Below are 23,817 nucleotides of genomic sequence, written 5' to 3'. Positions count from 1 at the left end.
TATTCAACCAGGAAGCCCTGATGGACTTTCAATCTCGGATACTCGGCCACTTCAACGCTAGCATCGACACCAAGACGTACGCCAGCGAAGTACTTCCGCCGTTCATTGAAGTGGCTAGCCAAATGATGGTGCAGTGCCTTGTCAGCGAAGGAAAAATTCTTGCCTGCGGCAATGGCGGCAGCGCTGGTGACAGCCAACACTTCTCCTCTGAACTGCTCAACCGCTTTGAGCGAGAACGCCCTAGCCTACCCGCACTGGCACTCACCACTGATACGTCCACGCTCACTTCAATCGCAAACGACTATAGCTACAACGAGGTGTTTTCAAAGCAGATTCGCGCCCTCGGGCAGCCCGGTGATGTACTCTTGGCCATCTCCACCAGTGGCAATTCGGGCAATATTGTGCAGGCCATTCAAGCCGCCCATGATCGCGATATGACCGTGGTTGCCCTTACCGGCCGCGACGGTGGCGATATGGCGTCACTGTTAGGCCAGGATGACTGCGAGATTCGCGTCCCGGCGACATCGACGGCCCGCATCCAGGAAGTTCACCTACTGGTGATTCACTGTTTATGCGATCTTATCGATGAACAGTTGTTTGGCAGCGCTTAGTCGCCATTTGTACTGTGTTAACAACCACGATGTCTTTAACTGCTAGCATCAAAGGAGTCATACGATGACCCAACGCCTCTCCCCCCGCGGCTTCATGGCCGTTGCGCTTTGCGCGGCACTCTTCATTACCGGCTGCGCTAACAACTCAGCCTCCAATCAGTCCAACTATGCTCAGCGTAGCGACGATGTTGAAGCCATCGATACCACCATTGAGCGTGAAGTTGATGACGCATTAAAGCGTGCTGACGCCCGGTTAGGCGATGCCCGCATTCGTGCCCACAGTTATAACGGCGTTGTGCTCCTGGTGGGCCAAGTACCCAGTGAAGAGCTTCGCGATATGGCGGGTGAGGTTACCAGCAACCTACGCGGTGTTACTGACGTCCACAACGAACTCACCATCGCCGCTCGCCTACCGGCCAGCCAGCGCCTGACCGACACATGGCTCACCACGAATGTCGTCAGCCACCTGGCAACCAACGACCGCATCGATTCTTCAAAAATCAAAGTCACCACCGAAAATGCCAGCGTATATCTGATGGGCCGCGTGACCCGGGAAGAGGCTGACCGTATCGTCAATGCCGCTTCCTCAGTTGGCGGTGTACAACGAATCGTAAAAGTATTTGATTACCTAGACTAATCCACTGTTTTCCCATTGCGTTTTAGCAGCCACAAAAAAGCCTCGCTTAATAAGCGAGGCTTTTTTGTGGGCGGCACACCCCAGGGTGTTATTTAACGACCCGCAGGGTGGGTTTTTTCTTCGTCTTGCTCTTAGCTTGAGACTCTTTTTCAGACGTATCCGCTGACGCCGTTGAGTCACTGTCACTCTTTTCGGAGACGGGCTCTGTGATCGACAGCTCAGGCTTACTAGAGGGCTTCTCTTCGTCCTCAATAGCGCCAAAAGAGTCGGCTCCATCACCTAGCTCAGGCTCATGACCAAAGACCATTCCTGCACCGTTCTCACGGGCGTAAATAGCGATTAAGGCCGGAGTCGGTATCATTACCTGCATAGGCTGCCCGCCAAAGCGCGCATTAAAGCCTATCGCCTGATTCTCCATAAAAAGATCACGTACTGCAGTCGGCGCCACGTTCAAAACGATCTGACCGTTTTGAACAAACTGACGGGGCACCTCAACGCCAGGCAAGGTAGCATCAACCACCAGGTAAGGCGTTAGCTCATTATCCAGCAACCACTCATAGAGTGCTCGGGCGAGATAGGGGCGACTCGATTTCATCTAGACTCCCTCCTCCTTACAAGAAAGGCTCCCTGCCCTTATCAAGCACAAAGGAGCCAAATGAATTCAAGCGCGCATCTCTTTTTCACGCTCACTTAAAGATGCCTTGAACGCTTCACGCTCGAATACTCGCGACATGTAGGACAGCAGCGGCTTAACCTGCTTCTCGGGCAATTCGATATTGAGTTCCGGCAAACGCCACAATACAGGCGCTAAACAACAATCCACCAGCGTAAACTCTTCGCTCATGAAGTAAGGCATATCCTCGAAAATTGGCGATATGCCGATCAGACTTTCACGCAACTCTTTACGCGCTTTATCTGCCTCTTTCTTTCCACCACTGCGAATCAGGTCGACCATTGGGCACCACTCGCGCTCAATGCGGTGCATCCATAGGCGGCTTTGCGCACGCGCTACTGGATAAACAGGCAATAGCGGAGGATGCGGGAAACGCTCATCCAGGTACTCCATCATAACTTTGGACTCATACAGCACCAAGTCACGATCTAACAGCGTCGGTACGCTGTTGTACGGATTGAGGTCTGCCAGCTCTTCCGGTGGTTTTTCGTCGAGTACATCGACGATGTCGACGGCAACCCCCTTCTCGGCCAGCACAATGCGCACACGATGACTGAAATGATCATCACTGCCTGAGTAAAAGATCATCGACGACCGTTTGGCCACAACACCCATGAAAGCATCCTCACATCAAAACAATCTTGGATAATAACACGCCAGCGCTACCTTAGGGGAAGCCAGCTTGCTTTGCTTTACTGCCATGCTGACAAGCAAAAGGCGCACGACTTACGCCGTGCGCCCCACTGACCATCAGCTACTGCTAATTAGTGGATATCTCGCCAGTACTCGCGCTTGAGCAGGTAAGCAATCACACCAAAAATGAAAATAAAGATCAGTACTTTAGGTGCCAGCGCCTGTGCTTGAAGCTTGGAGGGCTCACCTACATAAGCCAGGAAGTTAGTAAGATCATACATCGCCTCCTCAAATTCCGCAGGTTCGAGCTCCCCCGGTTCGGTCACTTGCAGCACGTTACAAGACTGATACTTGCCCGATAACGCATCCGGTTCTTGCCCTTCTACCGGGTGATCGGTTTCAGCACATACCAGCTCTTGCACGCCCTGCAGAGGCTCTAACACGTTCGGCATTGCCACTAGGTCAAACACCGTATTGTTAACGCCCGTGGGACGGCTAGGATCTTTGTAGAAACCGAGCAAATAAGAGTAAATCCAATCGGTCCCACGCACACGCGTCTTGAGCGACAGGTCGGGCGGCGGCGCACCAAACCAACCCTCCGCATCACCGCTGTTCATGGCGTTATGCATTTGATCGTTGTAAGCCAAATCTGACGAGAAAATCAAATTCTCTTCAACCAAATCCTGAGGCATCCCCAAGTCGTCTGCCGCACGCGAAAAGCGTTGATAGTTAAGCGAGTGACAGCCCATGCAGTAGTTAACATAGAGCTTCATGCCATTTTGCAACGAGGCCTGATCATGCAGATCAGGATCCATCGAGTGAGGCACACTTGCGCCCCCCGCAGCCATCGCGGTTACTGGCACTAAGGCGAAAAGGAGTCCAAATAGATACTTTTTCATTAGCCAGTCACCCTTTCCGGAACGGGTTTAGTCTTCTCCAGCTTGGTGTAGAACGGCATCAAGACAAAGAAGGCGAAATAGATCACGGTGCACGCCTGGGCTAGCAGTGTCCTACCCTCTGTCGATGGCAACACACCTAAAACACCCAGGATGACAAAACTGATAGCAAACAGCAGCAGCATGACTTTCGACATCCAGCCTTTGTAACGCATAGAGCGCACGGGGCTACGATCCAGCCAGGGCAGAACAAACAGGATTGCAATCGCCGCGCCCATAAAGATAACCCCTAGGAACTTGGCGTCTAAACCAAAGACCGAGAAGGTGATGGCGCGGAGAATGGCGTAGAACGGTGTCATATACCAAACGGGGCAATGTGATCTGGTGTCTGCAGCGGGTTCGCCTGATCAAAGTTAGGCCGCTCAATAAAGTAGCCACCACCTTCGGGGAAGTAGAACACCACTACGCAGAAAACGAACAGGAACACTGCCACACCGACAAGGTCTTTCACCGTGTAGTAAGGGTGGAAAGGAATTCCATCCAACGGCACACCAGCCTCATCCTTCTTCTGCTTGATATCAATGCCGTCCGGGTTATTCGAGCCCACCTCATGCAAAGCAATGATGTGCAGCACAACCAGTGCCAGAATAACGATTGGCAGCGCAACCACATGCAGTGCAAAGAAGCGGTTTAGGGTAATGCCTGAAATAAGGAAGTCACCACGCACCCACTGTGCCAGGTCAGGGCCGATCGCCGGAATCGCTGAGAACAGCGAGATAATCACCTGCGCACCCCAGTAGGACATTTGCCCCCACGGCAGCAGATAACCCATAAAGGCTTCCGCCATTAGCACCAGGTAAATAGTCATGCCGAAGACCCACACTAACTCGCGCGGGGCTTTATAAGAACCGTACAAAAGGCCACGGAACATATGCAGATAGACAACGAGGAAGAAGGCGGAGGCCCCCGTGGTGTGCATATAGCGAATCAACCACCCCCATTCCACATCACGCATGATGTATTCGACGGAATCGAAGGCACCTTCAGCTGAGGGGTTAAAGCTCATGGTCAACCAAACCCCGGTGAGGATTTGGTTGACCAGCGCAAGCAGCGCTAACGAGCCAAAGAAGTACCAGAAATTGAAGTTTTTCGGCGCGTAATATTTGGAGAGGTGCTCTTGCCACATCTGAGTAGCAGGGAAGCGATCATCCACCCAACGCATGAGGCCTTTTTCCGCCTTGGCTTTATTCGGATTACCCATTAGGCAGTCTCCTCATCTTCGCCGACGATAATGATATCGTCATTCTCAAAGCGGTAGGGTGGAACCTCAAGATTGGTCGGCGCAGGAACGTTGTTAAATACGCGACCAGCCAAATCAAAGCGGGAACCGTGGCATGGGCAGAAGAAACCACCCGGCCAGTTATCAACGCCTACGCCCTCTGCGTCGGGTTCAGGCCGGAATAACGGCGAACAGCCTAGGTGAGTACAAATACCGATCAACACCCCAATCTCGGGCTTGATAGAGCGCAATCCACCCTCGATATAAGCGGGCTGTTGTGGCTCTTCCGAATCCGGATCGGCCAGTTGCTCACCGCTCAGCGACTCAGTACGCTCGATCATTTCCGGCGTGCGATTAATGATCCATATTGGCCGACCACGCCACTCAACGGTCATACGCTGCCCAGGCTCAAGCTTGGAAATATCTGCTTGAACGGGAGCACCCGCCGCTCTTGCTTTGGCACTAGGCTGCCAAGAAGCCACAAAGGGTACCGCTACCCCGACAGCACCTACCGCACCCACAACGGAGGTGGCGCCTACGAGGAAACGGCGTCGGCCTTTGTTTACGCCGTTATCTGCCATTTCAGGTTTCTCCCATCAGCTTACCCGTTCCGCCACAAAGGCGTCTTGCGGCGACGAATATTAATTACGCTCTATGGTAAAAAAACAAAGCGCTGTGCACAAGAACAACCGCTCGTGACCATAGTGGTACGAGCAATATAATTTTTTGATATTCCAATAAAAACGCCCAGGTCGATGACCTGGGCGTTTTTCCGCATAGCGTAAAAATTAACGCTTCGAGAACTGCGGACGACGACGTGCTTTGCGCAGACCGACTTTCTTACGTTCAACTTGACGTGCATCACGCGTTACGTAGCCAGCGGCACGTAGCGAAGGACGCAGGTCTTCATTGTAGTTCATCAGGGCACGTGTAATGCCGTGACGGATCGCACCAGCTTGAGAAGAACCACCACCACCAGCGACAGTCACGAAGATGTCAAACTGGTTCAGGGTTTCAGTCAATTCAAGCGGCTGGCGAACAACCATACGACCGGTAACACGACCAAAGTAGAGGTCAAGGTCTTGGTTGTTGACAGTAATTTTGCCAGAGCCCGGCTTCATAAACACGCGAGCGGTGGAAGTCTTGCGGCGCCCGGTACCGTAATACTGCTGTGTCATGGCGAAGATTTCCTCAGAGGTTCAGTTCAAGCGGCTGTTGGGCAGCATGCGGATGCTCGTCGCCAGCGTACACTTTCAACTTCGTGTACATGGCACGGCCCAAGGGACCTTTCGGCAACATACCTTTAACGGCAGACTCAATGATACGCTCGGGCGCATGATCAAGCATTTTGTCGAATGTCATAGAGCGCAGACCGCCCGGGTAACCAGTGTGGCGGTAATAGGTTTTAGCCTTCGCCTTATTACCAGTTACGTGGACTTTCTCTGCGTTGATCACGACGATGTAGTCGCCAGTATCAACGTGAGGGGTAAATTCGGGCTTATGCTTGCCACGTAGGCGGCGAGCAATCTCGGTTGCCAGACGACCGAGCGTTTTGTCCGTAGCGTCGACTACATACCAGTCGCGCTGGACGGACTGCGGCTTAGCACTGAACGTCTTCATGGATGAAATCACCAGATTAAATGTATTGGGTGACTTACACCGTTGTACGGCGAAGCACCATCCCTATTCTTTTTGGTTGCTGGTTTAACCCAGCAACATGCAGCGAGGCGGCATTCTACAGTAAGGCTACTGACAAGTTAAGCCGTATCGTGACTTTTTTACTGAGCCGACACACCGTCAGGCTTTAAGGCTTATGCGCCAACGCCAAGTACTCCTTGGACTGCATCTCTTGTAGACGCGACAACGTCCGCTGGAACTCGAACGTTAGCTTGCCATCGCTATACAGCTCTTCAATCGGCGCTTCCGCGGACATCAGTAGTTTGACGCCACGATCATAAAACTCATCGACCATATTGATGAAGCGGCGTGCCTGATCATCCTGCTTGGCATTCATACGCCTCACATTGGAAACCAGCACTGTATGAAACTCCCTGGCCAGTTCAATATAGTCATTTTGACTGCGCGGCCCGTCACACAGCTCAAGAAACTCAAACCAGGCGACATCATCATGCAGCCGACGCGTTTTCAACACACGGTGATTTACCTCTAGCGACGCCTGTGACTCGCCTTCGTGCCCGGCTATTTCCCGAAAGCTGCGCGACAGTTCGCGCTCAGCCGCTTCATCCAGCGGCGAGTAGAAGATGGCCGCACGCTCCAATGCGCGCAGTCGATAATCCACCCCAGAATCGACATTAACCACCTCACAATGACGATTCACAAGCTCAATGGCTGGCAAAAAGCGCGCCCGTTGTAGGCCATCTTTATATAAATCATCAGGTACGATATTAGAGGTCGCCACCAATACCACTCCGCGCTCAAATAACGCTTCTAGCAAGTTGGCAAGAATCATCGCATCGGTAATATCTTTGACGAAAAACTCATCAAAGCAAATAACCCGCGCCTCGGTAGCAAACTTGCCCGCGATTAGGGTCAGTGGATTCTTTTCACCTTTGTAGTGGGTCAGCTCGTTATGGACGCGCTGCATAAAGCGGTGAAAATGGGTGCGCATTTTGTCGGGAAAGGGCAAGGCTTCATAAAAGGTATCAACCAAGTAGGTTTTGCCCCGCCCTACTCCACCCCAAAAATAGAGCCCTTGGATATCGGGCAAGACAGGCTCATCAGCCGATGAGGATTTCTTGCCCATGAAACCCGCCACCTTGGCTTTTAACCCTTTATGGAGCCCTTTATTCGCCACCAGAGCTTTGGGAACGGTTGTTGGCGCAGCGACCAGCTCATCATAGAGCCGCTGTAGATGCTTTACGGCCAACTCCTGCGCTGCATCATATTGAAAATCATCGCGCTCCAAGTCCGCCCGATAGCGCTCTATAGGCGATGCAGGGCGCGTTTTTGACGATGCCCTACTCGCAGTTATTGATGACATGCACTCGCCTCCCACAGCATGTAAGGCAGCCGCCAGTACATTACTGACAACCTTGAGAAGGCTGTGATTATACCTGTAGAGACATCTAAGCGCATGAGCGGATTGACCCAACCGGCTGAGTGACGCCTATAATGGCAGCCTGTTTGATTCTTAAGCTGCTAGCATATGCAGCCTCTAAATCATTATATTCAAGGCGCCAGGGAGAACACTGTGGACGCGAGCTCACCATTAACGTTTGCCATAATCGGTTTTATCGTCGGCCTGATCATTGGAGCGGTTGCTTATCGCCTCTTCAGCAAAAGCCAGCGTGAAGCGGCTTCCATGCGCCAAAAGCTACTCGAACGCGAGCACCAGATTGCCGAGATGAAGAGCAGCGTGGGCAGCCATTTAACGGGTATTTATCAACGCCTAAGCAATATCCGCGATGAAGCCAACCAGCTTGAGCTTCAACTGAAAGAGGACGCCGCGGAGTGGGATATTCGCGACGCTGCTATTCAGCCTAGCCTTGATCTCTCGGGTATCGATCCAGCGCGCGAGCAGCAGACGACGGCAGACGCCAGCACCCCTGCGACGCCACGTGACTACGCGGATGGTAAGGGCGGCACGTTGTCAGAAGACTTTGGCTTGAAGAGCAACGAGGCGGCAACACCCCAACCGCCGCGCTACTAATAATGATTGATCAGCCCCGGCTTCTGTTATCGGTGATCCGGGGCATTTAATGCGTTAAGCGGGATTATCAATATCCACAAAGCGGTGCTCAACGCCATACTCATCGCTTAGCCACTCGCCCAGCGCCTGTACTCCATAACGTTCAGTGGCATGGTGCCCGGCGGCGATATAATGAATACCCATCTCCCTCGCCAGGTGAGTGGTTCGCTCGGATATCTCACCCGATACAAATACCTGTGCGCCCGACTCATAGGCGTCGGTGATCATGTCCTGCGCACCACCGGTACACCAGGCGATGCGCTCAATATTTCCCACCTGCGGGGCTTCAATGACCAACGGCTTGCGCTGTAAGGTTTGCGCTATTTGCGCTGCCAGCTCACTGACTGAGTGTGGCTGCGGTAATCGTCCTGACCACAAAAGCCCCTCCCCCAGCGCGCCATCAATGCATCCCTCTACTTTCCACCCCAAGTGACGGGCTAACTCCGCGTTATTGCCCATCTCGGCATGCGCATCCAGAGGCAGATGATACGCTAACAGACTAATGTCATGATCAAGCAGGGTTTTAATCCGCCGCTGCTTCATACCAGTAATCGCCACGGGCTCGTTTTTCCAAAAGTAACCGTGATGCACCAGCACCATATCTGCCTGCCAGGCAACGGCTTCGTCCAGCAGCGCTTGGCAGGCAGTAACACCGGTCATGATGCGCTTGACGTGCTCACTGCCCGCCACCTGTAAGCCATTAATGGTAAAATCTTTAAACTCTGCCGCACGTAACTGATGGTCACAAGCCGCTACTAGTTGATCACGATGAATCATATTGAGTCCTTTATTGATTTAACCGCACCCGTGAGGTAGCTGCTAAGAAAGTGTTACCATAAAACCATTGTAAAACTCGCTGCTTTATATCGCGAACAGCGAGACTGACCCGTTAAGGAATTGATTGCATGCGACGCTACGTGCTGCCTTATCTCTGGCCTGTTATCACTGGCGTACTGCTCGCGGTGGTGATTCTCTTCGCACTCCCCGAGCAGTTACCCAACCCGTTTCGTGACTCGTCGCCTCAAGCCCCCAAGTCGCCGCGCCGGTCATCTCGACGACACCAGAAGTGGTAGAACCCAACCCTAGTCGCCCTGCGCCTGAAATTCATCAGGCAGCGCCGCTTTCCCGGAACAAAGGCCCCGTCAGCTATGCTCAGGCAGTGGAGCAAGCCGCGCCGGCGGTAGTAAATATCTACTCATCGCGCATCGTTGAGCGCGACCAGCACCCACTGATGTCAGATCCATTTTTTCAGCAATTTTTTGATAACCAGGGAGATGACGCGACGACCCATCAACGCATGCTCTCAAGCTTGGGCTCTGGCGTTATAGTCAGTGAGGACGGCTACGTACTAACCAATCACCACGTCATCAACGGCGCCGATGAAATCCAGGTCGCTCTGCGCGACGGACGCGAAACCCTGGCAGAGGTGATCGGCACAGATCCTGAAAGTGATTTAGCCGTGCTAAGAATTAACCTGGACGATTTGCCAGTCATTGAACTCACAGACTCAGCCGACGTAGCGGTAGGCGACGTAGCGCTCGCTATTGGCAACCCTTTTGGTGTCGGTCAGACGGTCACCATGGGTATTATTAGTGCCACGGGGCGCAATCATTTAGGGCTAAACGCCTATGAAGACTTTATTCAAACAGATGCGGCTATCAACCCGGGTAACTCAGGTGGCGCGCTGGTCAATCCTGAGGGCGCCATGGTCGGCATTAATACGGCTATTTTCTCGCGCTCAGGTGGCTCTCAGGGCATTGGCTTTGCAATTCCCGCCAACCTTGCTCATAGCATTCTCGATGAGCTGGTCACTCAAGGGCGGGTGATTCGAGGCTGGCTGGGCATTGAAGCTCAGGCGCTATCCAGGGAACTGGCGGCCTCCTTTGGATTGCAAACACCCCAAGGTGTGATCGTCGCCGGCGTCGTCAGCGGAGGGCCTGCCGCGGAAGCGGGGCTAGAGCCAGGCGATGTGCTTCTCTCTGTCAATGGCCAGCCTATTCTGGATGCCCGCACCACGATGAGTGAAATCGCCTCTATCGCACCCGGCACCTCGCTACCACTCACCATCGTCCGTAGCGGCGAGCGCCTGGAGATGACCCTCGAAGTGGGCGAACGCCCACTCCCTACCATCCCAATTAATGAAGAGACTCCTGGCCCACGCGACTCGTAGCCTGTTTACAAAACGCGCTGGCGTAGCGCAAAGCGCATTGGCAGTATCAATCGCGAATCCGGTACTCCGCGGAGCGGGCGTGGGCGGTGAGTGATTCACCTCGCGCCAATACCGAGGCGATTTTGCCCAGCTCAGAAGCACCGTCTGCGGAGCAGTGAATAATCGAAGAGCGCTTCTGGAAATCGTAAACCCCCAACGGTGAAGAGAAGCGCGCCGTGCCAGAGGTAGGCAGCACGTGATTTGGCCCGGCACAGTAATCACCCAGCGCCTCGGCGGTGTAACGCCCCATAAAGATTGCCCCGGCATGACGAATATCGTCTAACCACGTCTCGGGGCAGCCACCGAAAGCTCCAGGTGCTCAGGAGCAATCCGGTTAATCAACGTAATCGCTTCTTGGGCGTCCTGGCAGAGCACTAACGCTCCTCGCTTACGCAGCGACTCACGCACGATCTCTTTGCGCTCTAAGGTCGGCAGTAGCCGCTCAATTGCCGACTCCACAGCATCTAAGTGTCCGGCATCCCAGCTCACCAAGATCGCCTGGGCATCTTCGTCGTGTTCGGCTTGAGAAAATAGATCCATTGCCAGCCAATCGGGATCAGTCTGACCATCGGAAACCACCATAATCTCCGAGGGCCCGGCAATCATATCAATTCCCACCTGACCAAATACTGCACGCTTCGCCGTGGCCACATAAATATTGCCCGGCCCAACTATTTTATCGACTCGAGGAACACTTTCAGTGCCGTAGGCAAGGGCGGCTACGGCCTGAGCGCCGCCGATGGTAAACACATAGTCGACTCCCGCCAAGTGAGCCGCTGCCAGCACCAACTCATTGAGCACGCCATCCGGCGTAGGCACGACCATAACGATTTCGCGCACGCCGGCCACATGGGCAGGAATCGCATTCATCAGCACTGACGAGGGATAGGCAGCTTTGCCGCCAGGAACATAAATACCGGCGCGATCCAGGGGGGCAACTTTCTGCCCCAGTACCGTGCCGTCTGCTTCTTCGTATTGCCAGGAGCTGGGCTTCTGACGCTCGTGGTAGCACTTAATCCGCTCGGCGGCGCTGGAAAGCGCCTCGCGCTGCTCAGCAGGCAAGTTATCAAACGCTCTTTTCAACTGCTCGGGCGTTAACTGCAATTCGTCCATCGAGGTAGCCGCAAGTCGGTCAAAACGATTCGTGGCTTCCACTACCGCAGCATCGCCGCGCTGCTTTACACTGGCAAGAATTTCTTCGACCCGCGCCTGCACCGCTTTGTCAGACACCCCTTCCCAATCTAACAGCGCATCAAGTCGATGGTTAAAGGCATCATCGCTTGTCGATAGGCGTGAAATCGTTGCAGTCGTCTGTTTGCTCATGGGTTCACTCATGGGTCACCTCACATCATTCGGCAAGCTGGGTCTGACGCTTTTTGACCGCACTGTCCAAGCGCTCTAGTAACGGCTTAATACGCTCATGCTTCATGGTCATGGCGGCCTTATTCACCACCAGCCGGGTGCTGATATGGGCAATAAGCTCACGCGGCTCCATACCATTCGCCCGCAGGGTATTGCCAGTATCGACGATATCGACAATTTCATCGGCGAGATTCATTAACGGCGCCAGTTCCATAGCGCCATAAAGTTTGATCACCTCAGCCTGAATTCCCTGCTCGGCGTAGTAGCGTCGCGCCACGTTAACAAATTTCGTTGCCACCCGACGCCGGGCACGGGCTGGCAACTGGCCGGTCACACCCGCGGTCATCAACTTACAGCGGGCAATTTCCAAATCCAACGGCTCATAAAGCCCTTCGACACCGTGCTCAAGCAGCACATCTTTACCTGCGATACCGACATCGGCTGCCCCTAGCTGAACGTAGGTGGGCACGTCGGTGGCACGGATAATCACCAGTTTTACGTCGGGCAAGTTGGTATCAAATAGCAGCTTACGACTTTTGCTTAAATCCTCTGCAGGTGTAATACCCGCATCGGCCAGTAGTGGCAGCGTCTCTTCCAGAATACGGCCCTTCGAGAGGGCTAAAATCAGTTGCTTACTCATCGTGTTGCCCAGTGGTTATTAGCATGCAGGGGCTTAGCAGCAGAGACTCAGTAGAAATGGTCTAGCCAGGAATACGGCGAATGCGCGCACCCAGCAGCTGCAATTTCTCTTCGATACACTCGTAGCCACGGTCAATGTGATAGATGCGGTCTACTAGAGTTTCCCCCTCGGCCATCATGGCCGCAATCACCAGCGAAGCCGACGCGCGCAGATCGGTTGCCATTACCGGTGCACCGGAAAGCTTCTCGACCCCCTCGATCAAGGCGGTGTTGCCCTCCAGCACGATATTGGCGCCCATGCGGTTAAGCTCTTGAACATGCATAAAGCGGTTTTCGAAGATCGTCTCGACCACCCGAGAGTGCCCCACGGCCACTGCGTTCATGGCCACGAACTGCGCCTGCATATCGGTAGGGAACGCTGGATAAGGCGCAGTACGAATATTCACCGCCTTAGGCCGCTTGCCGTGCATATCCAGGGCGATCCAGTCGTCACCACTGGTGACTTCCGCACCCGCCTCTTCCAGCTTGGCAATGACCGCGTCCAGGATATCGGCCCGGGTGCGCTTGACCTTCACCCGTCCGCCAGTCATGGCGGCGGCAACTAGAAAGGTGCCTGTCTCGATACGGTCGGGCATGACATCGTGCTCGCAACCGTGCAGTTTTTCGACGCCTTCGATAGTAATGGTGTCAGTGCCTTGACCGCTGATTTTAGCGCCCATTTTGATCAAGCACTCAGCCAAGTCGACAATTTCAGGCTCGCGGGCAGCGTTTTCCAGAACGGTTTTGCCATCGGCTAGGGTCGCCGCCATCAGCAGGTTTTTCGGTACCGGTCACTGTCACGGTATCAAAGTAGATAGTTGCCCCTTTTAGACGACCGTCCACCCGCGCGCGGATATAGCCAGCCTCAACGCGAATCTCCGCCCCCATGGCTTCTAAACCGCGAATATGCAAATCCACCGGGCGCGAGCCAATGGCGCAACCACCGGGTAGCGATACATCGGCTTTACCGAAGTGGGCAAGCAGAGGGCCCAACACCAGTATCGAGGCACGCATTTTCTTAACCAGCTCATACGGTGCGTGACACTGAGTGACTTGGGAGCCATCCAACTGAATACTCAGTTTTTCGCCCATCACCGGCTCAACGCCCATGCGGCCGAGCAGCTCTAAGGTGGTAGTAATATCCTGCAAGTGCGGCAAGTTACCAATCACCACGGGGCCATCGGCCAACAGGCTGGCACATAAATAGGCAGCGCCGCATTCTTAGCGCCACTCACCCACACTTCACCGTCTACCGACCCATTGCCGGTAATGATTAATTTATCCATGGGGCGACCGTTATTGAACGTTTTCCGGTGCAGTTTGCCACTGCACCGGGGTAAACGTTTTGATGCTAATAGCGTGGAGCGCACCCGAGGCGATCTCATCGCTCAGCGCAGCGTAGACAAGCTGCTGACGTTTGACCGGAAGAGACCTTCAAAGGCATCGCCAACCGCAATCACCTGAAAATTACAGCCTTCACCCTGGATATGGAACTGACATCCGTCGATACGGGATTCAAGCAGTGCTTTTACCTCGTTGGGTTGCATGGCGCAGAAAACTCCTTTGGGGTCATCGTTATTAATGAACGTAATTGGGTAGACATAATAAAGAAAAGCAGTGCGCTTGGCGATGCCGGAGCGTTAAACGGCCAGAGTAGCCGCAGGCTGATCGATCAAAGCATCCAACTCAGCCAGGGAGGCAAGTCGGCGTAGCGGCGCTGAAAAAAGAATGGCTTGGATATGGATACCGCGCTGCCGACAAATTCGAAGCCATTCAAACAGCACGCTAATGGCAGCGCTGCTAGCCTTCTCAATGCGACTAAAGTCTAAGCTAAGCGAAGTTAGCTCGGTGTGCTTGAGCCATTTAACACCACAGGCGGCCAAATCGGCCGCCAAGGATACCTCCACATCACCTTCCACCAGCAAGGTAGTGTTTTCTACACTAACCGTTACACTGGGGCGTGAAAACAGCACTGTCACGCATCGCCTCCCTGCTCAAGCTCTTCAACGCCCACTTCAGGTGACCATCCGTCAATAACCGCGTCATAATCACGATTGTTATCGCGCATGGCTTGGTCAAACTGATTGCGGAACGTCAGACCCAGATTAATACCGTTAACGATCACGTTAACCACCCGCCATTCGCCGTCGGAGAGTCTCAGGCTATAGCTTACGGGGTACACCTTGCCGTTATTGGCCACCACTTCCATGGCAACGCTGGCCTGGTCGTCATAGCGCTGAGCCTGCTGGGCATTCAGCACCCGCAGCTCATCATAATCAAACGTCACTAGCCCACGAGTATAAGTATCAATCAGCGTTTGGCGAAACACATCGACAAAACGACGGCGCTGTTCCGGGGAAGCGTTGCGGAAGTAGTTCCCCATCACGCTGGCCCCGATATAGCGGAAATCCGCCACTTGTTCGAGGTTGCTATCCACTAACGCCTCAAGCTCGCTAAGATTATTGGCGTAATAATCCTTGCGACCTTCGAGTTCCGACATCAGTGACTCAACGTTATCGCGAATCATTGCTTCTGGTGTCTGAGACTGCGCCTGTGACTGCAGTGGCACCATTAACGCCGCCATCATCATTACCACCAATAACCAACGACCCATCATCAAGTTCACTCCATTCATAACCATCATCTCCCCACCCGGTATTGCACTGGGCCCGTTATTACACTGGATTAGTGCCTGCCGTTTGAAACACTAGTTAGTTGCCATATTGGACACAAACTGCTGGATAAGTTCTTCCAACACCAGTGCCGACTGGGTGTCACGAATCGTATCGCCATCCTCAAGCATTTCAGGGTCGCCGCCCACGCTAAGGCCAATGTACTGCTCACCTAATAAGCCTGCAGTCAGGATCGAGGCAATCGAGTCTTTGGAGAGCTGACCCTCAAGCTCGCTATCCAGGCTAAGAACGACCCGCGCATCGAACCACTGCGTATCCAGCTCAATGGCTTCTACCCGCCCCACTGTCACACCCGCCATGGTGACCCTGGCACGGGGTTTTAAACTACCAATATTGGCGAAGTTGGCCTCTAACTGAAACGACTGCGTGGGCGCTGAGAGCGTCAGTCCACCCACACGTAGGCCGAGGAACACCAGCCCCAGAATGCCCGCCACCATAAACAGGCCCACACCGAACTCCATGGTTTTACTGCGTTTCATGAAACTGCTCCAGCCATTAAAGGCCGCCAAACATAATGGCGGTCAACACAAAATCAAGCCCCAATACTGCAAGCGACGAATACACCACCGTGCGCGTAGTAGCGCGGGAAATGCCTTCAGAAGTGGGCACCAAATCATAACCTTGAAATACCGCGATCCAGGTCACCACCAAAGCAAATACGGCGCTTTTGATCATGCCGTTACCGATATCACTGATAAAGGCTACATTGGCCTGCATGTTGCTCCAGTAAGAGCCCTCGAAGACGCCTAGCCACTCCACGCCCACCAAGTAGCCGCCCCAGATGCCCACGACACTAAACCCAACCGTTAAAATAGGCAGTGACACAAAGCCTGCCCATAGGCGTGGCGCCACCACGCGGCGCAGTGGGTCAACACCGATCATCTCCATGCTGGTGAGCTGCTCTGTCGCTTTCATTAAACCGATCTCGGCGGTGAGCGCAGATCCCGCCCGGCCAGCAAACAGTAGTGCTGCCACCACTGGGGCTAACTCCCTCAATAGCGACAGTGCCACCATTTGTCCCAGCGCCTGCTCAGCCCCGAAATCGACCAAAATGGTATAGCCCTGCAGTGCCAGCACCATGCCGATAAACAGCCCCGACACCAATACAATGGCTAACGAAAGCACGCCCACAAAGTGCATCTGGTGCAACCATAATCGCCAGCCTTCCCGGGAAGGCACGCCGACCACCGACTGGAATAGAAACACGCCCGCTCGACCCAATGCTTCCATTAAGTCGCACCCTCGGCGCCCCAGCCGTGTAACACGTGCGGCGCTATTAGAGAACTTTGACTGCATTAACTCTGCCCTTTATTTACCCTGCATTGGTGCATTTAAGCGCCTTATGTCACCCACTCTAGCGGTTCTATTTAACCGGAGCCCCGCCCAGAATATCGCGATAAAACGCCTCAGCGGGGTAGTGAAATGGTACCGGCCCATCAGGTTCGCCATGAATAAACTGGCTAACCCGGGGATCTTGATTTGTGTCCAGGGTTTGCGGTGTGCCATGGGCTACCACCTGGCCATCGGCGATCAGATAGAGATAGTCCGCAATGCTCAAGGTCTCCTTGATATCATGGGAGACCACCACCGAGGTTAGCTGCAGCGCTTGATTAAGGCGCTTGATTAGCTGCACCAACACGCCCATAGAGATGGGATCCTGACCAACAAACGGCTCATCATACAGAATCAGTTCTGGATCCAGCGCCACCGCACGAGCCAATGCGACCCGGCGCGCCATCCCTCCGGACAGCTCCGCAGGCGTTAAGTGTCGCGCTCCACGCAGGCCGACCGCCTGTAGCTTGAGCAACACCAGGTCACGCACCATGGTATCGGGTAAATCCGTATGCACCCGCAGCGGAAAGGCAACGTTTTCAAACACATCCAAATCAGAAAACAGCGCACCACTCTGAAACAGCATTCCCATCCGCTTGCGTAGCGTGAATAGCGCCTTCCGGGACAGTTTATGAACATCCTGCCCATCAATGAGTATTCGACCACTCTCCGGGGTTAGCTGGCCGCCGATCAGCTTCAGTAGCGTGGTTTTACCGGTACCACTTGGCCCCATGATCGCGGTTACTTTACCCCGCGGTATGGTCATATTCACGCCACGGAAAATTTCGTGATCACCACGCGAAAAGTAAAGCTCTTCAATTTCTATAAAGGGTGCATCTGTCATGGATCAGTTGACTCTTAACGAGGCGCGACTAAAGCTGTATAGCATACCCTACTTGCGGCTATCGCAATTAGAAAACAGCGTTTCTAAAACATTATCGAACATTGTACTATAACGCTACAAGGCATTACTGCACGAATGGGCTTTCCTATTGTTCAGGGTTATCAAAGTTGCAAAGGCTTGCTTACCCTCGCCTAAACCTGCTCTCGGCCCTGGTGATGCGGGTATGCCCCCCAGGGAGTCGCCTCAATTACTGCCTATTAGAGGTGTCGAGATGTTATTCTTACCGGTTACTACTTGTATATTTTCAATTGTTAAGAGAAAACGCTATGCGCCAGCCTATCGCTACCTCCAGCCTACTACGTGAAAGCGCACTGCGTACGCTACAAATCGAGCAGGCAGCGATTGGAGGCCTTCAGGCTAAGCTAGACGAAAGCTTTGATCGCGCCTGTGAGCTAATTCTCGCCTGCCAAGGTCGTGTTGTGGTGACCGGTATGGGCAAGTCGGGGCATATTGCTGGCAAGCTAGCGGCGACACTTGCCAGTACCGGCACGCCGGCTTTTTTCGTTCACCCCGGCGAAGCCAGCCATGGCGATCTAGGCATGATTACCCGCGCAGATGTAGTACTGGCGCTCTCTAACTCGGGCGAAACTGCCGAAGTCACTGCTCTGCTACCACTGCTTAAACGCCTGGGCACACCGCTGGTCAGCATGACGGGGCGGCCCCACTCCACGCTTGCCAAGCACGCTGATGCGCACCTAAACAGTGGCGTCGAGCGTGAGGCTTGCCCGCTCGATCTAGCCCCCACCAGTTCCACCACCGCTGCCCTCGCCCTGGGTGATGCACTGGCGGTTGCGTTACTGGAAGCACGCGGCTTTACCGCTGAAGATTTTGCCCTCTCCCACCCCGGCGGCAGTTTGGGCAAGCGCTTACTGCTACGCGTTAGAGACCTCATGCACGACGGAGCACGCCTGCCCCAAGTCGCATTGGGCAGCCCGCTGCGCGACGCATTACTCGAAATTACCCGGCAAGGGCTTGGCTTTACCTGCGTAGTGGATAGCGAAGGACGATTAGCGGGGGTCTACACCGATGGCGATCTACGCCGCACGCTGGATCAATTCCATAATCTGCGCGACGTGCGCGTTGATGATGTCATGACCCGGCCGGGCAAGCGCATAGGCCCCGATATCCTGGCGGCCGAAGCGGTACGCATCATGGAAGAAAGCCGTATTACCGCACTAGCGGTGGTTGATGAACAACAGCGCCCAATTGGGGCTCTACATATGCACGACCTGCTCGCCAGCGGCGTTATTTAACCCAGCGGCGCCAACACGACCTGCTTTACGAACTGATTGATATGGAGGTTCTATGACCCTACCTGCCTCGCTACTCGACCAACTCCGCCGTGTACGCCTGCTAGCACTGGATGTTGACGGCGTCCTTACCGATGGGCGCCTCTACTTTCAGGCCGATGGTATCGAAATCAAAGCATTCCACACCCAGGATGGCCACGGGCTAAAGCTTCTCAAACGCGTGGGCGTACATGTCGCGTTGATTACCGGGCGCGACTCCCCCATGGTTAGCCAACGCGCGGCGGCACTCGGCATTGACCATGTTCACCAAGGCTGTGAAGACAAGCTGGCCACACTGCGCGGGCTCTGCCAGCGCCTCGGTATTGAACTAGAGCAGGTGGCTTATTGTGGCGACGACCTACCCGACCTAGCGGCTATCAAACGTTGCGGCGTCGGCATTACCGTGCCAAACGCGCCGGACTATATGCATACCCACGCCGACTGGACTACCGAACGCCTGGGTGGCCACGGTGCCGTGCGTGAGATCTGCGATACGCTGCTTGAATCTCAAGGACACTGGGGCGCGGTGCTCGACACCTATCTGCACGGCCGCACGTAAATGTTTAAACGCTTTAAAGTACGCCTCTGGTTAGCCGGGCTAGTCATCGCGCTGGGGATTCTGCTGGTATGGCTTGACCCCCGGGCCTCAAGACACCAGCATCGATCCCGAAGCACAGGCTCAGGAACCTGGCCACGTGCTGGAAAATGCCGAGATTACCCTATTCGGGGATAACGGCAGTGTCATGCAGTCGCTAAAAACACCGCGCCTTATCCATACCCCGCAGCGCAGCGAAACCTGGACGGAAGAGCCCGAGGCAGTACTGTATGACAGCGAAAACCGTCAGTGGCTGGCCAGCGCCGCTGTAGGCACGCTCAACACCGCTACCCAAGCCCTGCTGCTGTCAGGTTCGGCTCGACTGTTTGCACCAGATGAAGGCTGGCAGCTAGATACCGAGCTACTGCACTATGATGGCCTCGAGCAGCATGCCTGGAGTGACACACCGGTATTGATGCAGCAACCGCCGCAGCAAATGAGCGCTTCACGTATGGACGTTTGGCTTAACACCAGCCAGGTTCGCTTAACGGATAATGTGCGCGGCACGCACCCCCGGCCACACAACGCTAATAGGAACCGCCATGAAAGCCATGATTTCCCCAGCCCTGCTCTACACTGCACTGTTCGGTTTAGCGATACCTTTATCAGTGTTAGCCCAAACCAACTCATCTTCCCAGGCCCCAGTGGAAGTGGAAGCCGACCGTTTAGATCTTGATCAGCGGGCAGGCACAGCTGTTTATACTGGGGATGTGGACATTCGCCAAGGCGAAATGCAACTGCGCGGCGAGCGGGTAGAGATCGAACGCAACGACGCGGGCGAACTCTCGACAGCCACCGCTACCGGTGAGCGCGCCTACTTGCGCCATCAAGGCGAAGGGCAAGAAGGCCCCACGGAAGGCTGGGCGCGGCGGATTATTTATCACGTCGCCGAGCGTCGCGTAGAGCTGATCGACCAAGCCGAACTGACCCAGCAAGAGGACACCTTTAGTGGCGGTCGCCTTGAGTATTTTATTGACCGAGAAGTGATTCAAGCGCGCTCTGACGTTGATGGCAGCGAGCCCCAGCGCATACGCATGACCCTTCAGCCTGAACAATAGGGAGCCTAGCTGTGGCCACTGCTGACACTGCGCCGATCAAAACCCTTTATGCCCACCACCTGGCTAAAAGCTACAAACGCCGCCGAGTGGTCAAAGACATCAATCTGGAGATATCCCAAGGCAGTGTCGTTGGCCTTTTGGGCCCCAACGGCGCGGGCAAAACCACCTCATTTTATATGATTGTTGGGCTGGTCAAATCCGACGCTGGCAAGGTGGGTATCGACGATGTGGATTTAACGCGCGCCCCCATGCACGAGCGCGCAGCCGCGGGGATTGGCTATCTACCTCAAGAGGCGTCTATTTTCCGCAAACTCTCGGTTGCCGAGAATATTATGGCGATACTCGAGACCCGCAAAGAGCTTAACCGCAGCGACCGCGAACAGCGCCTGGAAGCGCTACTCGAAGACTTCCATATCACCCATATTCGCGACAACCTGGGCATGAGCCTTTCGGGCGGCGAGCGCAGGCGTGTAGAAATAGCCCGCTCGCTAGCCACAGAGCCCGCTTTTATTCTGCTCGATGAGCCTTTTGCGGGCGTTGACCCCATCTCGGTAGGTGAGATTAAAACCATCATTCGTGCACTGAAACAGCGCCATATCGGCGTGCTGATCACCGATCACAACGTGCGTGAAACACTAGACATTTGCGATATCGCCTATATCGTCGGCGATGGGCAAATCATCGCCAGTGGCTCGCCCGCCTCGATTCTCACCAACCAAAAAGTAAGGGATGTGTATTTGGGCGCCGATTTTCGCCTGTAATGTTTTTGCCTTAATTGCCCCTAAATAGCGCTTTAAAACAACTTTACGACCAATGGCATGCTTATTGCACTTGCGCCAAGCACTCACTCGCACTAGGGTGGAGCATTCTGATTAACGAGTGGTTCTCAGATGGTCATGAAAGCTTCTCTCCAACTGCGTATCGGCACACAGCTGACCATGACGCCCCAGTTGCAGCAGGCCATTGCGCTGCTGCAACTCTCTACGCTGGATCTTCGTCAAGAAATTCAGCAGGCCCTCGATGCCAATCCCATGCTGGAGCAGGAAGATGAATTTAGTGAACAGGCTGTCAGCGAGCCTAAGGAAGAAGAGTGGTCAGAGAGCATCCCTACTGAGCTCTCGGTAGATAGCGACTGGTCAGATACCTATCAAGATATGGGAAGCCAGGGGGGCAGCAGCAGCGAAGGCCCCGACTTTGAGCGCCAGGCAGCCGGGCAGAGCCTTCATGGCCACCTGCTGTGGCAACTCGCCATGACCGATTTTAGCGCTCGCGAGCAGCTTGTCGCGGAAAGTTTAATCGACGCGCTAGACGCCAACGGCTACCTGACCCAGCCGCTCAACGACATCCGTGAAGGGCTTCGTGCCCAGGGCATTGACGGGCTAAGCCAGCGCGAAGTGGAAACCATTCTACTCAAGCTCCAGCAGTTTGAGCCGACCGGCATATTTGCCCGTGACTTGCGTGAATGCTTGATGCTGCAGCTCGCCGCTCTCCCCGATGATACGCCACTGCTGGTTCCCGCCCGCCGCTTGGTGCGGCAGTTTCTCGAAGCGCTTGGCAAAGACGATATGCGTCTGCTGAAACGCCGTCTAGGGCTCGACGACGAACAGCTGGCCGATGTCATCCTGCTTATTCGCAGCCTAGACCCACGCCCAGGCAGCGCCTACGGCGACACCGATGACAGCTATGTCACCCCCGATCTAGTCGTCCGCCACGATAATGAAGGCTGGCATTTAGAGCTCAACCCCGAGGCCCTGCCACGGCTGCGCATTCAGCCCGACTACGCCAGCTTGATTAAGCGTGCGGATAAAAGCGATGACAACCAGTTTCTCAAAGAGCACTTGCAGGAAGCGCGCTGGTTGATCAAGAGCCTCTCTAGCCGAAACGATACGCTGCTGCGTGTTGGTCGCGAAATCATTACCCGCCAGATTGGCTTTTTAGAGCACGGCGAAGAAGCCATGAAACCACTGATACTGGCCGACATTGCCGAAGCCGTGGAGATGCACGAGTCGACTATTTCACGGGTAACGACGCAAAAATATATCCATACACCCCGTGGTGTGTTTGAACTCAAATACTTTTTCTCAAGCCAGGTGAGCGGTCAAGATGGCGACAGCCACTCCAGCACCGCCATCCGTGCACGACTCAAGAAACTGATTCAAGAGGAGCCGCCCGGCAAGCCGCTTTCAGACAGCCGCTTAGTGACGCTATTAGGCGAAGGAGGGATTCAAGTGGCGCGTCGTACGGTGGCGAAATACCGTGAAGCCATGGGCATTCCCTCTTCCAGTGAACGGCGTCGTTTGCGCTAACTTCGTTAACGTTTCAGGGAAACTCTCGACAAGGGCTTTGCAACGCGGCAAAAAGGGTTACAATCGAAGTACAGTCCGATGGATAAGGAGCACGTCAATGCAAGTAAATATCACTGGTCATCACGTAGAACTGACTGACGCCTTGCGTGACTATGTCAACGAGAAGCTTGAGCGTGTAGAGCGCCATTACGACAATATAACTACGGTGCAAGTCACCTTATCAGTGGAGAAAGAGCGCCAGCAGGCCGCCTGTACGCTGCACGCCGCAGGTGCTGACTTACATGCGGAAGCCCTAGACAGTGATATGTACGCCGCTATCGACGCACTAGCGGACAAAATCGACCGTCAACTCGTTAAACACAAGGAAAAAGCACAAGCTCGCGCCCAAGGCGCCGGTGTGCGTTAATTCAATGACGTTGGAAACCATACTCCCCCCGGAACGCGTTCTGTTCGACGTCCCCGGGGGCAGCAAAAAAAGGGTGCTGGAGTTTTACAGCACCTTTATCGCCCAAAATATCCCCAGCCTGGACAGCCAAGAAGTGTTTAGCCGTTTAATCGGCCGCGAGCGCTTAGGTAGTACGGGTATTGGTAACGGCGTGGCTATTCCTCATGCGCGTAGCCCCCACTGCAACGCCCCTATCGCTGGATTTTTGAAACTGGCTGAAGCGATCGATTTTGACGCTATCGACGGCGACCCGGTAGATCTGGTGTTTGTCCTGTTGGTACCCGAAGAGGCAGATGACACGCATCTCTCACTACTGGGTCAGGTAGCGACCATCATGAATGATGCGGACACGCGCCAGCAACTGCGTAAAGCAACCAGCCAGCGCGAACTGCTTGAGCTGATTACCGCCAAAATTCGCGAGCAATCAGCGGCCTAAGGGTCTGAAACCCTGTTCAGGGCAGATCACAGCAGGTTATCCGCTCACCACCCTCAACGCAGCTTGATCAAA

General features: G+C 54.4%; 25 protein-coding genes and 5 pseudogenes. 12 read left to right on the top strand and 18 right to left on the bottom strand.

All coding sequences use genetic code 11. The features are described from left to right. Positions 1-20 precede the first annotated feature (20 nt). The gene (locus FDY98_RS09235; protein WP_007114714.1) at positions 21-611 is read left to right on the top strand and encodes a phosphoheptose isomerase; all 591 of its coding nucleotides are present in this window, start codon (positions 21-23) and stop codon (positions 609-611) included. 64 nt (positions 612-675) lie between these two features. Then, positions 676-1,248: a BON domain-containing protein gene (locus tag FDY98_RS09230; protein ID WP_009286384.1), complete on the top strand. Its 573-nt coding sequence runs from the start codon at positions 676-678 to the stop codon at positions 1,246-1,248. Positions 1,249-1,336: 88 nt separating this feature from the next. Here the strand turns inward: FDY98_RS09230 and FDY98_RS09225 are convergent, their stop codons facing one another. The 8 genes and pseudogenes from FDY98_RS09225 to zapE all read right to left on the bottom strand — a co-directional run bounded on the left by FDY98_RS09225 (position 1,337) and on the right by zapE (position 7,730). After that, positions 1,337-1,843: a ClpXP protease specificity-enhancing factor gene (locus tag FDY98_RS09225; protein WP_009287785.1), complete on the bottom strand. Its 507-nt coding sequence runs from the start codon at positions 1,841-1,843 to the stop codon at positions 1,337-1,339. A gap of 66 nt (positions 1,844-1,909) precedes the next feature. Continuing rightward, entirely contained in the window at positions 1,910-2,536 is a 627-nt protein-coding gene (sspA, locus tag FDY98_RS09220) for a stringent starvation protein SspA (RefSeq protein WP_007114711.1), read from the bottom strand. A 149-nt stretch (positions 2,537-2,685) separates the two neighbouring features. Continuing rightward, positions 2,686-3,453 carry a cytochrome c1 gene (locus tag FDY98_RS09215; protein ID WP_009287784.1) on the bottom strand — a complete coding sequence of 256 codons (768 nt, stop codon included), beginning with the start codon at positions 3,451-3,453 and terminating at the stop codon, positions 2,686-2,688. Continuing rightward, positions 3,453-4,711, bottom strand: a pseudogene (locus tag FDY98_RS09210) (cytochrome b). Before FDY98_RS09210 ends, FDY98_RS09215 begins: the two are co-directional and overlap by 1 nt. Beyond that, the gene (gene petA / locus FDY98_RS09205; protein WP_022523917.1) at positions 4,711-5,310 is read right to left on the bottom strand and encodes a ubiquinol-cytochrome c reductase iron-sulfur subunit; all 600 of its coding nucleotides are present in this window, start codon (positions 5,308-5,310) and stop codon (positions 4,711-4,713) included. Before petA ends, FDY98_RS09210 begins: the two are co-directional and overlap by 1 nt. A 207-nt stretch (positions 5,311-5,517) precedes the next feature. Beyond that, positions 5,518-5,907 carry a 30S ribosomal protein S9 gene (gene rpsI / locus FDY98_RS09200; protein ID WP_022523918.1) on the bottom strand — a complete coding sequence of 130 codons (390 nt, stop codon included), beginning with the start codon at positions 5,905-5,907 and terminating at the stop codon, positions 5,518-5,520. A 13-nt stretch (positions 5,908-5,920) separates the two neighbouring features. Beyond that, the gene (gene rplM, locus FDY98_RS09195; RefSeq protein WP_022523919.1) at positions 5,921-6,349 is read right to left on the bottom strand and encodes a 50S ribosomal protein L13; all 429 of its coding nucleotides are present in this window, start codon (positions 6,347-6,349) and stop codon (positions 5,921-5,923) included. 184 nt (positions 6,350-6,533) lie between these two features. Continuing rightward, complete coding sequence (gene zapE, locus FDY98_RS09190; protein ID WP_027959092.1) at positions 6,534-7,730, bottom strand: cell division protein ZapE; 1,197 nt, start codon at positions 7,728-7,730, stop codon at positions 6,534-6,536. Positions 7,731-7,940: 210 nt separating this feature from the next. Between zapE and FDY98_RS09185 the strand changes: the two genes are divergently transcribed. Continuing rightward, positions 7,941-8,399 (top strand): YhcB family protein, encoded by a 459-nt coding sequence (locus tag FDY98_RS09185; RefSeq protein ID WP_027959091.1) that lies wholly within the window; start codon positions 7,941-7,943, stop codon positions 8,397-8,399. 54 nt (positions 8,400-8,453) lie between these two features. On the opposite strand, the gene FDY98_RS09180 is transcribed toward FDY98_RS09185, so the two are convergent. Further along, complete coding sequence (locus FDY98_RS09180) at positions 8,454-9,215, bottom strand: Nif3-like dinuclear metal center hexameric protein (RefSeq protein WP_009287780.1); 762 nt, start codon at positions 9,213-9,215, stop codon at positions 8,454-8,456. A gap of 128 nt (positions 9,216-9,343) precedes the next feature. Between FDY98_RS09180 and FDY98_RS09175 the strand changes: the two are divergent. Next, a pseudogene (locus FDY98_RS09175) lies at positions 9,344-10,608 on the top strand (Do family serine endopeptidase). A 46-nt stretch (positions 10,609-10,654) separates the two neighbouring features. Here FDY98_RS09175 and hisD read toward each other — a convergent pair. The 9 genes and pseudogenes from hisD to FDY98_RS09130 form a co-directional block, all read right to left on the bottom strand. Beyond that, positions 10,655-11,970 (bottom strand): annotated as a pseudogene (hisD, locus tag FDY98_RS09170) (histidinol dehydrogenase). A 25-nt stretch (positions 11,971-11,995) separates the two neighbouring features. Further along, a complete protein-coding gene (gene hisG, locus FDY98_RS09165) occupies positions 11,996-12,649 on the bottom strand; it encodes an ATP phosphoribosyltransferase (protein ID WP_009287778.1) in 654 nt (217 codons plus the stop codon). A 61-nt stretch (positions 12,650-12,710) separates the two neighbouring features. Continuing rightward, positions 12,711-13,973 (bottom strand): annotated as a pseudogene (gene murA, locus FDY98_RS09160) (UDP-N-acetylglucosamine 1-carboxyvinyltransferase). 10 nt (positions 13,974-13,983) lie between these two features. Next, positions 13,984-14,234: pseudogene (locus FDY98_RS09155) on the bottom strand (BolA family protein). Between the two features lie 93 nt (positions 14,235-14,327). Next, the gene (locus FDY98_RS09150) at positions 14,328-14,666 is read right to left on the bottom strand and encodes an STAS domain-containing protein (RefSeq protein WP_027959089.1); all 339 of its coding nucleotides are present in this window, start codon (positions 14,664-14,666) and stop codon (positions 14,328-14,330) included. Beyond that, positions 14,663-15,304 carry an MlaC/ttg2D family ABC transporter substrate-binding protein gene (locus FDY98_RS09145; protein WP_081742670.1) on the bottom strand — a complete coding sequence of 214 codons (642 nt, stop codon included), beginning with the start codon at positions 15,302-15,304 and terminating at the stop codon, positions 14,663-14,665. Before FDY98_RS09145 ends, FDY98_RS09150 begins: the two co-directional genes overlap by 4 nt. Before the next feature lie 90 nt (positions 15,305-15,394). After that, positions 15,395-15,859: an outer membrane lipid asymmetry maintenance protein MlaD gene (gene mlaD / locus FDY98_RS09140; RefSeq protein WP_027959088.1), complete on the bottom strand. Its 465-nt coding sequence runs from the start codon at positions 15,857-15,859 to the stop codon at positions 15,395-15,397. Between the two features lie 16 nt (positions 15,860-15,875). Beyond that, on the bottom strand, positions 15,876-16,610 hold the full coding sequence (mlaE, locus tag FDY98_RS09135) for a lipid asymmetry maintenance ABC transporter permease subunit MlaE (protein ID WP_022523931.1): 735 nt from the start codon (positions 16,608-16,610) through the stop codon (positions 15,876-15,878). Positions 16,611-16,743: 133 nt separating this feature from the next. After that, entirely contained in the window at positions 16,744-17,556 is an 813-nt protein-coding gene (locus FDY98_RS09130) for an ATP-binding cassette domain-containing protein (RefSeq protein ID WP_027959086.1), read from the bottom strand. A gap of 326 nt (positions 17,557-17,882) precedes the next feature. Here FDY98_RS09130 and FDY98_RS09125 point away from each other — a divergent pair, with 326 nt between their 5' ends. From FDY98_RS09125 to FDY98_RS09090, 8 genes are all read left to right on the top strand, one after another. Next, positions 17,883-18,869 (top strand): KpsF/GutQ family sugar-phosphate isomerase, encoded by a 987-nt coding sequence (locus FDY98_RS09125; RefSeq protein ID WP_027959085.1) that lies wholly within the window; start codon positions 17,883-17,885, stop codon positions 18,867-18,869. Between the two features lie 52 nt (positions 18,870-18,921). Further along, positions 18,922-19,464: a KdsC family phosphatase gene (locus tag FDY98_RS09120; protein ID WP_027959084.1), complete on the top strand. Its 543-nt coding sequence runs from the start codon at positions 18,922-18,924 to the stop codon at positions 19,462-19,464. Positions 19,465-19,537: 73 nt separating this feature from the next. Further along, complete coding sequence (gene lptC, locus FDY98_RS09115) at positions 19,538-20,176, top strand: LPS export ABC transporter periplasmic protein LptC (RefSeq protein WP_442907906.1); 639 nt, start codon at positions 19,538-19,540, stop codon at positions 20,174-20,176. After that, entirely contained in the window at positions 20,145-20,558 is a 414-nt protein-coding gene (gene lptA / locus FDY98_RS09110) for a lipopolysaccharide transport periplasmic protein LptA (protein ID WP_442907905.1), read from the top strand. The genes lptC and lptA overlap by 32 nt, the downstream gene beginning before the upstream one ends. An 11-nt stretch (positions 20,559-20,569) precedes the next feature. Then, positions 20,570-21,319 (top strand): LPS export ABC transporter ATP-binding protein, encoded by a 750-nt coding sequence (gene lptB, locus FDY98_RS09105; RefSeq protein ID WP_022523936.1) that lies wholly within the window; start codon positions 20,570-20,572, stop codon positions 21,317-21,319. Between the two features lie 129 nt (positions 21,320-21,448). Further along, positions 21,449-22,864 carry an RNA polymerase factor sigma-54 gene (locus FDY98_RS09100; RefSeq protein ID WP_027959083.1) on the top strand — a complete coding sequence of 472 codons (1,416 nt, stop codon included), beginning with the start codon at positions 21,449-21,451 and terminating at the stop codon, positions 22,862-22,864. 97 nt (positions 22,865-22,961) lie between these two features. Beyond that, the gene (gene hpf, locus FDY98_RS09095; RefSeq protein ID WP_007114683.1) at positions 22,962-23,270 is read left to right on the top strand and encodes a ribosome hibernation-promoting factor, HPF/YfiA family; all 309 of its coding nucleotides are present in this window, start codon (positions 22,962-22,964) and stop codon (positions 23,268-23,270) included. A 4-nt stretch (positions 23,271-23,274) separates the two neighbouring features. Beyond that, positions 23,275-23,745: a PTS sugar transporter subunit IIA gene (locus tag FDY98_RS09090; protein ID WP_027959082.1), complete on the top strand. Its 471-nt coding sequence runs from the start codon at positions 23,275-23,277 to the stop codon at positions 23,743-23,745. The last annotated feature ends 72 nt before the right edge of the window (positions 23,746-23,817 follow it).

The organism is Halomonas sp. PA16-9 (assembly GCF_009728585.1).
In the GTDB taxonomy this organism is placed as follows: Bacteria; Pseudomonadota; Gammaproteobacteria; order Pseudomonadales; family Halomonadaceae; genus Vreelandella; species Vreelandella titanicae.
This window is presented reverse-complemented; position numbering and strand designations above follow the sequence as displayed.